This window comes from Trueperaceae bacterium, assembly GCA_036381595.1.
In the GTDB taxonomy this organism is placed as follows: Bacteria; Deinococcota; Deinococci; order Deinococcales; family Trueperaceae; genus DASVCN01.
Window position 1 is genome coordinate 112,835 of record DASVCN010000024.1, and the last position, 15,289, is coordinate 128,123.

Annotated in this window: 16 protein-coding genes; 10 read left to right on the plus strand and 6 right to left on the minus strand. The window is 66.8% G+C overall.

What is annotated here, in order from left to right:
* The first annotated feature begins 60 nt into the window (after positions 1-60).
* The 4 genes from VF168_08665 to argJ all read left to right on the plus strand — a co-directional run bounded on the left by VF168_08665 (position 61) and on the right by argJ (position 4,595).
* Positions 61-1,263, plus strand: a complete 1,203-nt coding sequence (locus tag VF168_08665; GenBank protein ID HEX7004245.1) for a prepilin peptidase — start codon at positions 61-63, stop codon at positions 1,261-1,263.
* A 160-nt stretch (positions 1,264-1,423) separates the two neighbouring features.
* Positions 1,424-2,389, plus strand: coding sequence for an ornithine carbamoyltransferase (gene argF, locus VF168_08670; GenBank protein HEX7004246.1), 966 nt, complete (start codon positions 1,424-1,426; stop codon positions 2,387-2,389).
* Positions 2,389-3,450 (plus strand): N-acetyl-gamma-glutamyl-phosphate reductase, encoded by a 1,062-nt coding sequence (gene argC / locus VF168_08675; GenBank protein ID HEX7004247.1) that lies wholly within the window; start codon positions 2,389-2,391, stop codon positions 3,448-3,450. The genes argF and argC overlap by 1 nt, the downstream gene beginning before the upstream one ends.
* Complete coding sequence (gene argJ / locus VF168_08680; protein ID HEX7004248.1) at positions 3,447-4,595, plus strand: bifunctional glutamate N-acetyltransferase/amino-acid acetyltransferase ArgJ; 1,149 nt, start codon at positions 3,447-3,449, stop codon at positions 4,593-4,595. Before argC ends, argJ begins: the two co-directional genes overlap by 4 nt.
* A gap of 92 nt (positions 4,596-4,687) precedes the next feature.
* Here the strand turns inward: argJ and VF168_08685 are convergent, their stop codons facing one another.
* Positions 4,688-5,053, minus strand: a complete 366-nt coding sequence (locus VF168_08685) for a nuclear transport factor 2 family protein (GenBank protein ID HEX7004249.1) — start codon at positions 5,051-5,053, stop codon at positions 4,688-4,690.
* A 59-nt stretch (positions 5,054-5,112) separates the two neighbouring features.
* Entirely contained in the window at positions 5,113-6,498 is a 1,386-nt protein-coding gene (lpdA, locus tag VF168_08690; protein ID HEX7004250.1) for a dihydrolipoyl dehydrogenase, read from the minus strand.
* A 146-nt stretch (positions 6,499-6,644) separates the two neighbouring features.
* Here lpdA and VF168_08695 point away from each other — a divergent pair, with 146 nt between their 5' ends.
* The 3 genes from VF168_08695 to VF168_08705 all read left to right on the plus strand — a co-directional run bounded on the left by VF168_08695 (position 6,645) and on the right by VF168_08705 (position 10,247).
* Positions 6,645-6,878 (plus strand): hypothetical protein, encoded by a 234-nt coding sequence (locus VF168_08695; protein ID HEX7004251.1) that lies wholly within the window; start codon positions 6,645-6,647, stop codon positions 6,876-6,878.
* Positions 6,879-7,180: 302 nt separating this feature from the next.
* Positions 7,181-9,685, plus strand: coding sequence for a leucine--tRNA ligase (gene leuS / locus VF168_08700; GenBank protein ID HEX7004252.1), 2,505 nt, complete (start codon positions 7,181-7,183; stop codon positions 9,683-9,685).
* Between the two features lie 25 nt (positions 9,686-9,710).
* The gene (locus VF168_08705; GenBank protein ID HEX7004253.1) at positions 9,711-10,247 is read left to right on the plus strand and encodes an AAA family ATPase; all 537 of its coding nucleotides are present in this window, start codon (positions 9,711-9,713) and stop codon (positions 10,245-10,247) included.
* Here VF168_08705 and mreC read toward each other — a convergent pair.
* Both mreC and VF168_08715 read right to left on the minus strand, forming a co-directional pair.
* A complete protein-coding gene (gene mreC / locus VF168_08710) occupies positions 10,236-11,018 on the minus strand; it encodes a rod shape-determining protein MreC (protein ID HEX7004254.1) in 783 nt (260 codons plus the stop codon). The genes VF168_08705 and mreC overlap by 12 nt on opposite strands.
* Positions 11,011-11,601: a Maf family protein gene (locus tag VF168_08715; GenBank protein HEX7004255.1), complete on the minus strand. Its 591-nt coding sequence runs from the start codon at positions 11,599-11,601 to the stop codon at positions 11,011-11,013. The genes mreC and VF168_08715 overlap by 8 nt, the downstream gene beginning before the upstream one ends.
* An 81-nt stretch (positions 11,602-11,682) precedes the next feature.
* Between VF168_08715 and VF168_08720 the strand changes: the two genes are divergently transcribed.
* From VF168_08720 to acpS, 3 genes are read left to right on the plus strand one after another with little or no spacing between them, the layout of a single operon-like run.
* Positions 11,683-12,147: a peroxiredoxin gene (locus VF168_08720; protein HEX7004256.1), complete on the plus strand. Its 465-nt coding sequence runs from the start codon at positions 11,683-11,685 to the stop codon at positions 12,145-12,147.
* Positions 12,144-12,842 (plus strand): ribose-5-phosphate isomerase RpiA, encoded by a 699-nt coding sequence (gene rpiA, locus VF168_08725; protein ID HEX7004257.1) that lies wholly within the window; start codon positions 12,144-12,146, stop codon positions 12,840-12,842. The genes VF168_08720 and rpiA overlap by 4 nt, the downstream gene beginning before the upstream one ends.
* 55 nt (positions 12,843-12,897) lie before the next feature.
* A complete protein-coding gene (gene acpS / locus VF168_08730) occupies positions 12,898-13,260 on the plus strand; it encodes a holo-ACP synthase (protein ID HEX7004258.1) in 363 nt (120 codons plus the stop codon).
* Positions 13,261-13,352: 92 nt separating this feature from the next.
* Here the strand turns inward: acpS and VF168_08735 are convergent, their stop codons facing one another.
* Positions 13,353-14,000, minus strand: coding sequence for a helix-turn-helix domain-containing protein (locus tag VF168_08735; protein ID HEX7004259.1), 648 nt, complete (start codon positions 13,998-14,000; stop codon positions 13,353-13,355).
* Between the two features lie 139 nt (positions 14,001-14,139).
* Positions 14,140-15,027 (minus strand): MerR family transcriptional regulator, encoded by an 888-nt coding sequence (locus tag VF168_08740; protein HEX7004260.1) that lies wholly within the window; start codon positions 15,025-15,027, stop codon positions 14,140-14,142.
* Positions 15,028-15,289: the final 262 nt, after the last annotated feature.

Below are 15,289 nucleotides of genomic sequence, written 5' to 3' on the forward strand. Positions count from 1 at the left end.
GCATCATGAGAAGCTGCGCCGCATCCCGAAGGGTCAGCGGGCAGGCGAAGAGGTGTATCAATGGCTCCCGCTCCAATCGACCTCGGCCCCCTGGGCCTGATCTTCGCCGGCGTCCTGGGCGCCCTGATAGGCTCGTTCTCGAACGTCGTCATCTACCGGCTCCCGCGCCGTGAATCGATCGCCTTCCCGGGCTCCCACTGCCCCCGTTGCAACCACGAGCTCTCTCCTCTCGAGCTCATCCCGATCCTCTCCTGGCTCGTGCAACGCGGCCGCTGCCGCAGCTGCCGTTCGCCGATCTCCATCCGCTACCCGATCGTCGAGGGGCTCATGGCACTCGGTTTCGTCCTCATCTGGTGGAACTGGCCGCCTCACGAGGCAGGGCTCGCCTTCGTGCCGCTGGCGGCTCTCTTCGCGGTCCTGCTGATACTGGCCGCGATCGACCTCGATACCTTCACCCTTCCCGACGTTCTCACGCTGCCGGCCCTCGCGGTGGCGCTCCTCGCACCACTGCTCTTCCCCGCCGGCACCGGATTGCCGACGGTGGCCAACGCGGTCGCGGGAGCGGGTATCGGGGCCGGAGTACTCGTAATCATCAACCGCGTGGGCGCGCTCATCCTTCGCCGCTTCCGGGACACCGGAGAGCGTCTCTGGCCGATCGGCTTCGACCAGGTCAACGTCGCCGCCCTCGCGGGAGCGCTCGCCGGTTGGCAGACAGGCGCCCTCTGCGCGCTGCTGTCGCTGGTCGTGAACCTGCTCGCCCGCAGGCCCGTGCGGTTGCCGGAGCCGCTCGTTCTGCCCCTCTGGTTCGGCGCGCTGCTGCTCGCCGCGGCCGGCCTCACCGTTTCGCCGCTGGTTGCGGTGGGCGGCAGCCTCGCCGCTGCCGGCACCGCTGCCATCGCTGGCGCGATCTACTGGTGGTTCGCCGAACTGACCGGCCGGGTCGGACCGGAGGCTTCGCCATCCGACGCCACTGGCAAGGTGGAGGCTCCTGCATTGGCCGGCGACGAAGACGACGAACCGGTTGCGATGGGGTTCGGGGACGTGAAGCTGGCCGCGGTCATGGGCGCGATGCTGGGCTGGGAGAAGCTTCTGCTGGCGGTATTCCTCTCCTTCATCGTGGGTGCGATCGGCGGAGTGACCGGTCGCCTGCTCGGCGGCGACAGGGTGGTGCCGTTCGGCCCTTACCTCGTGGTAGGCGCGTTCGTGGCGCTCTTCCAGGGCGACGCCATCATCGGCTGGTACTTGGGCCTGCTCGCGATCTGAAGCTGGAGCCCGGCAGACGGGTCGGGCGGCGTCGCCGCGACCCCGGATCGCTCGCACGGCTGGCCCCTACCCGCGCCCTGAACGAGTTTTCAGCGTGGTAGAGTCTCGCTCGACGGTCGCCCAAGCGCGGCCAAGAGGGAGCCACAATGTCGTCCAACGATTGCATCTCGCAGTGCTGCTAGCCAACGTCGAAACCCTCCGGGGTCGGGACCTGCTGTCGCTCGAGGATCTGAGCCGTGAGGAGTTCGCTGCGCTCCTCGATCTCGCCATCGACCTGAAGGTGGCCTGGAAGCGGGGCGATCGGCCACAACCGCTTCGCCACAAGACGCTGGCGATGATCTTCGAGAAACAGTCACTGCGCACCCGCTCCACGTTCGACATCGCCATGTTCCAGCTAGGTGGACACTCGGTACTGCTCTCGCAGAACTACATCGGCTGGGGCGTCCGCGAGACGATCCGGGACGTTGCCCACAACCTGGAACGCTGGGTCGAGGGGATAATGGCGCGCACCTACGGCCACTCGACCCTCACCGAGCTGGCTCACCACGCCGATGTTCCCGTGGTGAACGGTCTCTCCGACATGCTCCACCCCTGTCAGCTGATGGCAGACTACCTGACCATGCGCGAGGTCTTCGGCGGGCTCGAGGGGTTGCGGGTAGCGTTCGTCGGCGACGGCAACAACGTCTGCAACTCCCACATCTTCGCGGCGATGCAGGGGGGCACGGAGCTGACGATCGCCTGCCCGCAAGGGTACGACCCCGATGCCGGCGTGCTCGAACGGGCGAGGAGCCGCGGAGCCGTGGTGAACATCGTCCGCGAGCCGCGCGAGGCGGCCGAAGGCGCCGACGTCCTCTATACCGACGTATGGATCTCGATGGGTCAGGAGGAGGACACCGAGCAGCGGCGCCAGGCGTTCCGCGGGTACACGGTCACGCCGGAATGGTTCGAGGACCTCTCACCCAGGGGGATATTCATGCACGACCTGCCCGCGCACTACGGCGAGGAGTGCGTCGAGGAGGCGGTCTACCACTCGCGCAGCCGGGTGTTCGATCAGGCAGAGAATCGGCTGCACGCCCATAAGGCCATCCTCACCGCGCTGCTGGGCTCAGAGGACGCCCTCGTCTGATGATAGAGGTAGCCGTGCTGGGGGCCAGCGGCTACGGCGGTGCCGAGCTGATCCGTCGCCTCTCGAGGCACTCGGAGGTCAAGGTCGTCGCCCTCGGCTCGCGGGCGTTCGCCGGTCAGCCGCTTGAGGCGTGCTGGCCGCACCTGGCCGGTCTCACCGATGCCCGCTTCGTGTCGCCCGAAGAGGCGCTGGAAGCCGGGAACGTGGTGTTCACCGCCACTCCCCACGGCGCCACGGCGCCGCTCGTCGCCCAGGCGCGATCGGCTGGGAAGCGAGTGGTCGATCTCTCGGCCGACTTCCGCCTACCGCCGCAGGTGTACGAGCGGTGGTACGGCCAGGAGCACCAGCATCCGGAGCTGTACTCCGAGGCGCGCTACGGGCTGGTCGAACTCCACCGCGAGGAGTTGGCGGGGGCAAGCCTCATCGCCAGCCCCGGCTGCAACGCCTCCGCCGCCAGCCTGGCGCTCGCACCGCTTGCCGCCGCCGGGTTACTGGGGGAGCAGGTGAACGCGACCATCATGACCGGCGTGTCGGGCGCTGGACGAGGGCCGGCGCAGGCGTTCCATCTGCCCGAGTCGGCCGAGAGCGTCAAACCGTACAAGGTTGCCGGCGAACACCGACACACGGCCGAGATCGAACAGACCCTCGGCCGGGCCGCGGTGATGGGCAAGACACTCCTAACACACACGCCCGCCGACCCTCTGCCCGTGACTTTCAACCCCCACCTGGTGCCGATGATCAGGGGCATCCTGGCCACGTGCACGACCGGGCCGCGGGACGGGGACATGAGTACCGGGCGGGCGCTCGAGATCTACCGCGAGTACTACGCAGGAGATCCGATGATCCACGTGCAGGCTGAACTTCCGCAGACGAAGTCGGTGGCGGGCAGCGACCGCACGATCGTTTCGGTTCGCGTCGACAAGCGCACCGGAACGGTGGTCGCCTTCGCCGCCATCGACAACCTCGGCAAGGGGGCGGCGGGTCAGGCGGTGCAGAACTTCAACGTCATGCACGGTCTGCCCGAGACACTGGGACTCGAGCTGGAAGGGCGCTGGCCATGAGGCTCCCTCAGGGGTTCAGGGCTGGCGGCATCGCCGCAGGGCTCAAGCGTTCGGGCCGTCACGACCTCGGAGTGGTGGTCGCCGACGAGCCGGCCGTGTGGGCCCTCGCCACCACCACGAATCTGGTCCACGCCGCTTGCGTCGAGCGGAACCGCTCGCTCCTCGAGGCGGGCGGACCGGTCCAGGCGATCGTGGTCAACTCCGGAAGCGCCAACTGCGCCACGGGGGAGGGTGGGGCGTTGGACAACGAGGAGTACGCGCGGATGGTCGCCTCGGCCCTCCACCTCTCCGGTGGGAGCGACGTACTCACCGCCAGCACCGGCGTGGTAGGGGTCCCGCTGCCGCTGGACGGCATAAGGCAGGGGTTGCCGAACCTCACGCACTCGCTCTCTTCCGATGGCGCCGACTTCGCCCGGGCCGTAATCACCACCGACACAGTGACGAAAGAGGTCGCCGCCGAACTTCCCGGAGGTGGCCGGATCGTTGGCGTGGCGAAGGGCTCGGGGATGATCCATCCGAACATGGCGACGATGCTAGCCTTCGTGCTCACCGACGCGAAGGTGGAGCAGGAGGCGCTTCGCGACCTGTGGCGCCAGATCGTCGCCCGCACCTTCAATCAGATCACGGTGGATGGCGACACCTCTCCCAACGACATGGCAATGTTGCTCTCGAGCGGTCGAACCGAGACCGAGTGGCGGTCTTTCGCGGCGGCGCTGGCGGGCGTGTGCCGGCGCTTGGCGCAGAAGATAGCCCGAGACGGCGAGGGCGCGACGAAGCTGCTGACCGTGAAAGTAGAAGGAGCGAGGAGCGGCGAGGAGGCGCGGGCGGCAGCCCGAGCGGTCGCGGGCTCGCCGCTGGTGAAGGCTGCCGTCCACGGGAACGATCCGAACTGGGGCCGCATCCTCGTCGCCCTGGGGCGCTCCGGGGCTCAGTTCGACCCCGGCCAGGCGACCATCTCGCTGCAGGGGACGACGGTCTACCGGGAGTCACCTGTCGATTTCGATGCCGCCGAGGTCTCCCGTGCCCTCGCCGATCCCGACGTGCTCATCCATGTCGAGCTGGGCGCCGGCGATGGCAGTGGCACCGCCTGGGGCTGCGACCTCTCCGCCGAGTACGTGAGGATCAACGCCGACTACACGACCTGACGTTCGTCTCTGGCGGCCTCCATGAAGGTGCGGTCGCATCCTCTCGCGGCGATACCGGAATCACTCGTGCCCGCTCATAGGTCCACCAACGATCACCTGTAGTCGTTCTCCTTGAGTTCGATCACCCAGGCGCGCCTCTCGCAGATCTTCCCGTCGCGCATCCGGAACACCTCGGCCATCGACATCCGCATCACATCGCCGTTGTCGCGCCTCACCGCTCCTTCGAGTTCCGCCATCACGACATCCCCCTCCTCCACCATGCGCACGACCTCGAGCTGAGGCGGCCCAACGAACCCTTCGCCCTCGATCGCGGCGTCGTACGCCTCTTTACCCGAAAGCCGGAAGGCGCCGAACACGGTCCACTCGATGTCGTCCGTCAAGCAACTCAGTATCTGGGCATGATCGTTCTTACGAAATCCATCCAGGTAGGTTTCGACAACCTTCTTGTTCTGTGACATCTGCCAGGTCCCTTCCTACGGTTCCCACGTCGGGGAGAACCAGGCGCCGCAGCCGACCCCTACCTACGCTTGTTCGCTATATGTATCGCCCTTCCGTGCGCGTGCTCGGCTGCCTCCATGAACGTCTCGCTGATGGTGGGGTGCGGGTGCTGGGTGAGGGCGACGTCCTCGAGGGTCGCGCCCATCTCGATCGCCAGGGCCGCCTCGGCGACGATGTCGCCTGCGTTCGGCCCGACCATGTGGAAACCGAGCAGCAAGTCGGTCTTCGAATCTCCCACGACCTTGACGAGACCCTCCGCGGCCCCCAGTGACAGGGCCCGGCCCGACGCAGCCATCGGGAAGCTTCCCACCCTGACCTCGTAGCCGGCGTCCTTCGCCTCCTGCTCGGTCATGCCCACTGAGGCCAGTTCCGGCGACGTGTAGATGACGCTGGGCACGACGGTGTCGTAGGCGACCGGTTTGCCGGCGATGTGTTCGGCCGCGACCAGCCCCTCCTTCATCGCCTTGTGGGCGAGGAGCGGGGCGCGCGCAACATCGCCGATCGCGTAGATGTGCTCGACATTCGTCTGCAGTTGGTCGTTGACCGGCACGTAGCCGCGCTCGTCCACGTTCACGCCGACCTCCTCGAGCCCCACTCCCTTGCCGTTAGGGCGGCGCCCGACCGCGACCAGGATCTTGTCGACGGTGATCTTCTCCGTCTTGCCATCGGTCTCGAGGGTTACCTCGATGCCACCCTTGGTCCGCTTCATCGCGCCAGCCTTGGTGCCGGTGCGGAGCTTCATGCCGCGCTTCTCGAGCGCCTTGGCGAGCTCCTTGGAGATGGCCGGGTCGGCCGTCGGCACGATCCTCTCCATCAGCTCGACTACGGTGACTTCGCTGCCCAATGCGTTGTACACGTCGGCGAACTCGAGTCCGATTGCCGACCCGCCGATCGCCAGGAAACGCCTGGGCACCTCGCTCACCATCAGGGCGCCGGTGCTGTCGACCACCGATTCACCGTCGACCTCGAAACCCGGGACTTCGATCGGCCGGGAGCCGGTGGCGACGATGAACGCCTTCGCCGTGTAGCTCTTCTCGCCCACTCTGATCGTGTGCGGGTCGGTGAAACGCGCCTCGCCCTCGATGAGCTCGACCTTGTTCCCCTTGAATAGCTGACCCACGCCGCCGGTGAGTTTCCTGACGACGCTGTCCTTCCAGCCCATCAGCCGCTCCAGGTCGAGCTTCGGCTTGCCGAACGATATACCGTACTCGTCGGCCCCTTTCGCCTCGCGCAGGCTAGCCGCCACATGGAGCAGCGCCTTGGTCGGGATGCAACCGACATTGAGGCACACACCGCCAACGGCGTCCCTTTCGACGCATGCCGTCTTCAGTCCTAGTTGGGCGGCCCGCAGAGCCGCGTGGTAGCCGCCTGGGCCCGAGCCGATCACGATCACGTCGTAGTCCATGAGTCCTCCAATAGAGCTGGTGGCCCGCCAGTGTGCCTGTACCGGCCCAGTGTGGCGGCTTCCTCGACCATCGGCCCGCCGTCGCGGGCGAAACGAGCCCAGTGTACCGTCCGGGACGGGCCGTTCGACTATGCTCTGAACCGGCTATGAACTGGCAGACGATCAAGGATGATTGGCAGCGGCTCAAGCCCGCCGCCGCCGGGCGTTGGCCCCGGCTCGACGAGCGGACGCTCCGCCAGATAGCCGGGAACCGAACCCGGCTGATGGAGGCGCTGCAGGACGAGTACGATCTCACCCTCGAGGAGGCAGGAGTAGAGGTCGACCGCTGGGCCGACACCGTGAGCGAGCATGGGGCGCCGGGGGCCAAGACGTCGGAGTAAGGCGAACCGGCTGGCCGGATCCTCTGCTGCAGCGGTGGAGGAACGCTGTGAGTCGATACGGGCTCGCGCGTGCGGGGTACCGGTGCGAAGGGTGTCCGTTCGATTGACAAGGCCAGTGAAGCCGCTTAGCATTCTCTGGATGAAACGGAACGCGTACAGCCAGCGACTACCAGGGAGGGCCGGGCACTAGCTGGAGCACGAGTCCGAACTCTCTGCTGGCTGCCGCGGCCCGACCACCCTGGTCGGGCCGTCTTCCGTTGGCTTCCAGGAGGAGAAGCGTCAGCATCTATACTGGAGTGATCATGGCGAATACCAGCGAAGCGGCAGCGCCGGCCAAGTCGGCGACCCGCTACGAACCCTCGAAGATCGAACCGAAGTGGCAGAAGCGCTGGCAGGAGCAGGGCATCTACGTCACCGACCTGGAGAGCGACAGGCCGCGCTACTACTTCCTGACCATGTATCCGTACCCCTCCGGCAACCTCCACGTGGGCCACTGGTATGCCGAAGCCCCGGCCGATGCCGCAGCCCGCTACCGGCGCATGCGGGGCTTCAACGTGCTCTTCCCCATGGGTTTCGACGCCTTCGGCCTGCCCGCCGAGAACGCCGCCGTGAACGCCGCACGGGAGGGTAAGGAGGTCCATCCGGCTAGGCTCACCTACGAGCGGATCGCCTACATGGAGCAGCAGTTCCGCAAGATGGGCGCCATGTTCGACTGGACCCGCAAGGTGGTGACCTGCGACCCGGAGTACTACCGCTGGAACCAGTGGTTCTTCATCAAGATGTTCGAGCGCGGGCTCGCCTACCGTAAGGAGTCGTACGTCAACTGGGACCCGGTCGACCAGACGGTGCTCGCCAACGAGCAGGTCATCGACGGCCGCGGCGACCGCAGTGGCGCGCTGGTGGAGCGGCGCCTCATGCCGCAGTGGCACCTCAAGATCACCGAATACGCCGACGAACTGCTCGACTTCTCCGGCCTCGACTGGCCGGAACGGGTGCGGCTCATGCAGACGAACTGGATCGGCCGCTCCGAGGGCGCCCAGGTGGTGTTCGAAAGCGAACAGGGCGACCCGATCGAGATCTTCACGACCCGTCCGGACACCCTCTGGGGAGCCACCTTCATGGTCCTCGCCCCCGAGCACCCGTTGGTCGCGAAGCTCACCACCGATGATCGCCGGGCCGCCGTCGAGGCGTACGTCGCGCGCAGCGAGAGGACCAGCGAGATCGACCGTCAGGCCGAGGGGCGCGAGAAGACCGGTGAGTTCATCGGCGCCTACGCGGTCAACCCGGTCAACGGCGCGCGTATCCCCATCTGGATAGCCGACTATGTCCTCATGACTTACGGTACCGGCGCGATCATGGCGGTTCCGGCTCACGACGAGCGCGACTTCGAGTTCGCCCGTAAGTTCGGCCTCGAGATCGTGCCGGTCATCGCTCCCCCGGGCGGGGAACTCGACGGGACCACGATGACGGAGGCGTACTCGGGCGACGGCGTGATGGTGAACTCGGGCGAGTTCGACGGCACGCCGGCGGGCAAAGGCGAGGGCGATGGCGGTATCTCGAAGGTCACCGGTTGGCTCGAGGAACGCGGCATCGGCGAACGGAAGATCACCTACCGCCTGCGCGACTGGCTGATCTCCCGTCAGCGCTATTGGGGCACCCCAATCCCGATGGTGTATTGCGAGTCGTGTGGCGTGGTGCCGGAGAAGCTCGAGAACCTCCCGGTCGAACTTCCCCAGGATGTCGAGTTCATGCCCACAGGCGAGTCCCCGCTCAAGCACCACCTGGGCTTCCTGAACACCACCTGTCCGAACTGCGGCGAGCCGGCGAAGCGCGAGACCGACACGATGGACACGTTCATGGACTCGTCCTGGTACTGGTTCCGCTACCTGAGCCCTCATATGGACGAGGCGCCGTTCGACAAGCACCTGGCCGAGCGCTGGACGCCGGTGGACACCTATACCGGCGGCATCGAACACGCGATCCTGCACCTCCTGTACGCGCGCTTCTTCACGAAGGTCATACGCGACATGGGCCTCATCGACAGCGACGAGCCGTTCCTGCGGCTCCGCAACCAGGGGATGATCCTGGGTGAGGACAACGAGAAGATGTCGAAGTCGCGCGGCAACGTCGTAGACCCCGACGACCTCGTGGCCACCTACGGCGCCGACTCCGTGCGCGCCTACCTGATGTTCATCGGCCCCTGGGATCAGGGCGGACCCTGGAATCCGAAGGGGATCGAGGGTGTAACGCGCTTCCTCAACCGGGTCTGGAACGTGGTGATGGAGGAGGCCGAGGATCGGCCGGCCGGCAACGGCGACGCGGAGGAGTTGCGCCGCGCCGTCCACAAGGCGATCAAGGAGGCGACCGAGGACTTCGAGGCGTTCGCCTTCAACACGGCGATCGCCGAGCTGATGACGCTCCAGAACACGATGAGCCGGCTCAAGAGCCGCGAGCTGGGCGCGCTGCCCGAGTGGGCCGAGGCGGTGGAGGCCCTGCTCCTGCTCCTCGCGCCCATCGCCCCGCACATCAGTGAGGAGCTCTGGGAACGCACGGGACGCGCGGGCTCGGTACACCTGCAGAGCTGGCCCGACTACGACGAGGAGGCGCTGGTGGCCGACACCGTCACTATCGCCGTCCAGGTGAACGGGAAGGTTCGCGGACAGGTGACAGTGCCGGCGAACGCCCTCGAGGCGGAGGTCCTCGAGGCGGCCAAGGCGGAGCGGAACGTCGCCCGCTATCTCGCCGACGGCCAGCTCGTCCGTGAGATCGTGGTACCGGGCAGACTCGTCAACCTGGTCGTGAAGTGAGCAGCCGCCGCGGTGCAGCCTAGGCGTGTCTAGCCAGTTGATCGTGGTGTTCGGCCTCCCGGGCTCGGGCAAGAGCACTCTGGCCGAGCGTCTGGCGAAGCGGCTGGGCGCCACCGCCCTGAGCAGCGACGTGCTCAGGGCGGAGCTGGGGCTCAAAGGCGACTACCGGATGGAGACCATCAGCGAGGTCTACCGGGTGATGCTGAAGCGTGCCGGCGCGGCGTTGGAGAGTGGGGGAACGGTGATCGTCGACGGTTCGTTCAGCAATCACCGCTTCCGGGAGCAGGCCGCTGCCGCGGCCAGGGCGGCGGGAGCCGACCTGGTCCTCATCCATATGGTCGCCAACGAAGAGACGACACTGGAGAGGGTCGGCCGCAAGCGCAAGCTGAGCGAGGCCGGACCCGAAGCGTACGCCCTGCTGAAGGAGCGGTTCCGGGCGGTGGAGGGCGAGCACCTGAGGCTCGATTCGAGCGAGACGCCTGTATGGAGGCTCGTCCGGCAGGCCGAGGAGTACGTCGCCAGCCGGCGTGCCCGCTCGGCGAAAGTGAACCTACTGGGGTGAGATGAGGGCGACCTCGAGCAGGGTCGAGAAGTCGACCGCCGGCTGGACGAGGAAGCTCTGACGCAGTTCGTTGGGGTCCTTGGGCAGCACTTCCACGACCTCACCCAACAGCACCCCGCGCGGGAAGAGACCTCCGTAAGAGCTCGTCTCGACCAGGTCGCCCACGCTCACCGGGTCGCGTTCGATGAAGTCGATGACCCGGATCCTGCCGCCCACCTCGCCGATGGCGATGCCTTGGCCGCCGCGACCGCGAACGGTGACGCCGACCCTCGATTCGATGTCGCTTACGAGCCGCACCGAGGAGGTGCTACGACCGACCTCGGTTACCAGCCCCACCAGACCTTGCGGCGCGGTCACCGGCATGTCGGCGACTATCCCGTCCACCCTCCCCTTGCCCAGCGTCAGTCGCTGCAACACCGAACCGCTCGACACCCCGATCACCGGCGCCGTGGTTTCGACCCCAGGCGACTGATTCTCCCTGATCTGGACCACTTCCTGAAGCTGCTCCACCTGCAGCGCCAACTCCCGGTTCAGCTGCTCCAGCCTCGCCGTCTCCTCGCTGAGCTGCTCGACCCTCGCCCGAAGGTCGCTGCGGTCTGCCAGCGCCGCGAGCGCCGAGCGGAACTTCACCCCGGGACGATAGAGCATGTCGTGCGGCAACGAGACTGCGGCGCTGAGGTCGGCCGGCAACTGGCCAACCAGAGCGGTAAGCACGAAGGTGAGCAGGCCGAGGCCCACGAACACGTACCAGGCGCGGAAGAGGCTAGACAAGCTCCACCCCCAGTTGGCTGGCCAACTCCACCACGGTGGCCACCGACATGCCGACGACGTTGAAGTAGCAGCCGTCGATGTGCGGCACCAACGCCGAGCCTCGGCCCTGGATGGCGTAGCCGCCGGCCTTGTCGAGCCCCTCGCCGGTCGCCGCGTAACGGTCCATCTCGGCATCCGATAGGCGGCGGAATCGCACTCGGGTAGAGACCACCCGCTCGGCCCGGCTGCCCCTGAAGCGCAGGGCGTGGCCCGTCAAGACCTCGTGTACCCTGCCCGAGAGCCGAGCCAGGTACTCGCGGTTCTCGGCTTCGCCGGAAGGTTTGCCCAGGATCTCATGGTCCAGTACCACGACGGTGTCGGCCGCTATCACGAGGGCGGCTTCGGAAGCGGCCGCCACGGCCTCGGCCTTTGCGGCGCCCAGACGCGACACGAGCTGCTCGGGCGCCTCACCGGCCAGCGGCGTCTCGTCGATGTCGGCCGGCCGCACGTCGAACTCCAGGCCCATACCGCGCAGTAGCTCCCGTCGACGGGGCGAGCCGCTGGCGAGGATCAGGCGAGGCAAGCTTGGAGGTCGGGGGCGCACGCCCTCCACTCTACCCCGCTCTCCGCGACCCCGGGAATCGAGAACTTCTCTCGTTCCCGTCGGGACGGGATAGACTTGGGCATGCCAACGGAAGTGTCGAGCGGCGAGGCCGCACCAACGTTCGAGAAGGAGTCGACGCACGGGGTCCAGCGTCTCGAGGATTACCGGGGCCAGTGGGTCGTCCTCTACTTCTACCCGAAAGACGAGACGCCGGGCTGCACCGCCGAGGCTTGCGATTTCCGTGACGCCCTGCCCGGGATGGACGCGGTAGTCCTGGGCGTCTCCCCTGATCCCCTCGAGAGCCACCGGCAGTTCCAGGAGAACCACAGCCTTCCCTTCCCGCTGATAACCGACGAAGACCACTCCCTGGCCGAGGCTTACGGCGCCTGGGGCGAGAAGCAGATCTACGGCCAGACGGTAGTGGGCGTTATTCGCTCCACATTCATCATCGATCCCCAGGGTCGGATCGCCGAAGCGATGCGCAACGTCAAGGCTACGGGCCATGTCGAGCGGGTGCGCAAGCGGTTGGCAGTCCTGCAGAAGTGACCGAGACCGCCGCCGCTCCCGAAGCACAGAAACGGGCGGCCGCGCTGGCCGCCCTCGACCTGGTCGAGAACGACACGGTCGTCGGGCTGGGTACCGGGAGCACGGCCCGCTACCTCATCGAGGAGTTGGGCAGCAGACTCGAGACGGGGCTTCTGAGCGGGGTGCGCGGAGTCGCCACTTCACGGACGAGCGAGGAGCTGGCGAGCGCCTGTGGCATCCCGCTGGTGGAGCTACCCGCCGAAGAAATACCATTGGCGATCGACGGGATGGACGAAGTCGACGACCGGCTGCGCGCGATAAAGGGCCTGGGTGGAGCGTTGACACGCGAGAAGGTGGTGGCTTCGGCGGCCCAACGGTTCGTGCTCATCGGCGACGCGAGCAAGCTCGTCGTACAGCTGGCGCGAGCTACGCCGATACCCGTGGAGGTCCTGGAGTTCGGGCGAAACCGCACCGAGCGCCTGCTCGAACGGCTCGGGCTCGAGCCGCGGCTGAGGCTCCGCAAGGGACAGCCGTTCACCTCCGACAACGGCAATCCGGTGCTCGACTGTTCGGTCGTCGCGACTACCGACCTGGAGGGCCTGGCTGCGGAGATCAAGGCGCTGCCGGGTGTCGTCGAGCATGGTCTCTTCCTCGAGCAGGCGAGTCTCGCGATCGTTGCCGGCGAGGACAGGGTCACGGAGTTGCGGCGCGCGTGAGCAGGAAGCGCGGGCCTCTTCGCCCCGACGGTGCGAGCCACTCGGAGGAGTGCCGTTGATAGTCTCCGTGGGCCTCGACGTCATCGAGCTGGTGCGCATCAAGAGGATCTGGCAGCGCCACCCCAAGCGCTTCCTCTACCGGCACTTCACCCCCGAGGAGATCACCTTCTGCCGCTCCAAGGCCGACCCGCTCCCCTCGATCGCGGCGCGCTTCGCAGCCAAGGAAGCTTTCCAGAAGTGCTGGTTCGAGAACCACGGGTGGCAGGACGTTTGGGTGGTGCGGGAGGGGATGAAGCCCAAGCTGGCGTTCGCACCCGACATCGCCAGGGTGATCGAGGAGCAGGGGCTGGTCGTGCACCTCTCGTTGACCCACTCGCGCGACCATGCCGCCGCGGTAGTGGTCCTGGAGAAACCGTAGGTGAGTGACTGCCGACGGCGAACGCGAAGCGGGGGGACGCGCCGTGGCGCGTCCCCCCGTCGTTCCCTCGACCCGGTTCGGCAGGTCGCGGTCTAGAAGCCGTCCGCGATCGCCTGCAGCTCGAGGGAGTCGAGCAGGGTGATGCTCCTGTAGCCGGACTCGATCAACCCTTCGGAGCGCAACTCGGTGATGATCTTCGACACGCTCTCGCGAGTGCTCGCGGTGCCCTCGGCGATCAGCTCGTGAGTAGCCGAGATCACGAACCTGCCGGCCTCGTCCTTGGCAGCGAGCGGCGTATCGGCCAGCTTTATCAGGTACCGCGCCACCCGCTGCCGCAGGTCGCCGGTCTGCAGGTGATACTCGTAATCCATCAGCCGCTGCATCTGCTTGGAGAGCGACTGGGTAATGGTCATGAGGTCGGAGTGGTTGATCATCTCTGGATCGATCGCCTCGATCTGGGCGTTGGTGAGGGCCTCGGCTATCTCCTCGCGTTGACCGTGCATGAATGCCTCCTCACCGAAGAAGTCCCCCGGCATGACGTGGCGTACCGTCAGGACCCGCCCCTCGGGCGTCATCCTCGTGATTCGGATCAGACCGTCACGGACGCGGAACACCGATTGCGCCGCATCGCCGCTGTGATAGAGCGTCTGCTTCCGTTGGAAGCTCAGCGTTTGCGTTGGCGCCTCCAGCATCCCCTCGACCGGCGCCTGATCCTGTTGCCCCCCGATTTCGTTGAACATCGTATTCATTAGTCCCCGCCTCCTAATAGTTGAAGTCGTTCCGTACCTGGTCGTCGTCGTACGCCGTCAGCTCATGGCCCTCCTCCAGGGGGACGAGCGAGATCGAAGACAGTGCCGAAGGGGGCATGGATAACGTCGTTCATCGCGCCTCCTGGCCGTGAAGGCGCTGGCGCAGCCGCTGGAGCGCCTGGGCGATGTCGCCGCCCAGGTACTCGCCGCCCACGGCCTCGGCGGCGTCCGGGAAACGGTCGAAAGCCCCTCCGCCGAGGCCGAGGAGCGGCGCCACGCCAACCAGATAGCCGCGGTCGCGCTCCAGCCGTTCCAGTGACTCATCGGTGGTGGCCGAGATCAGCACCGCAACTGGGCGGAGCCGCTGCGCGAACATCGCCAGGTCGGGCAGCTGCAGAGCGTCCCCGGTGTAGTAGGCGCGCAGGCCGGCACGGCGCAGCATCAGCATGAGCGTGACCGCGCCGAGTTCGTGACGATCATCGGGTGCGGCGGCCACCGCGACCGCAGCCGCGCCACGGGGCAGCGGAGCCTGGTCTGCGAGCGCCAGGAGCCGCCCCTGAAGGTAGCCCGCAGCGTAGCTCAGCACGGCTGACTCGACCGAGCCCTGCTGCCACAGTTCGTCCAGTCGCCGCAGGCTTCCAGGGATCAGTTGCAGCACCACGACGTCGAGCGGGTGCAGGCTGTGGGCTTCGCTCAGGAGTCGGCGCGCGCCCTCCTCCTCGAGACCTACGAGCGCCGCGACGAGCTCGTCCTGGAGCTGGCGGACGGGTCGCGCGCCTCCGCCCATGGGCATCAAGCCACGCACCAGTTCGGCCGCTCTCGACGCCGGGATGCCTTCGGCGATGTGGCGTTTCATGGCGTCGATATGACCGAGGTCCAGTTCGCTGTACAGCCGGTATCCGGACTCGGAACGTTGCGGCTTGGGGAACCCGTAGCGGCGCTCCCACTGCCGCAAGGTGCTGCCCGGCACCTTGGTACGTTCCTCTACCTCGTTGACCGTGTACTTGCCTCGGTTCATACGAATAGGCGTCCCCCCGACCGCCAACGTACCGACCGCTTGCGACGTAGCTGTACAACTCCTGTACAACCTTCTAGGCGATTATAGAGAGCCGGATCGCATTGTGTCAAGATGCATAAACGCCGTCCCAGATTAGTAAAATGAGCGCCAGATGATAGCTGGGCCGATTAACGCGCTCAGGATACGGTGCCGGTTCACACGATCCCCGACAGATCCTTGGACGGAACCTGTACAACTCTTCCCGGTGGCGCGCGGGGTAGCA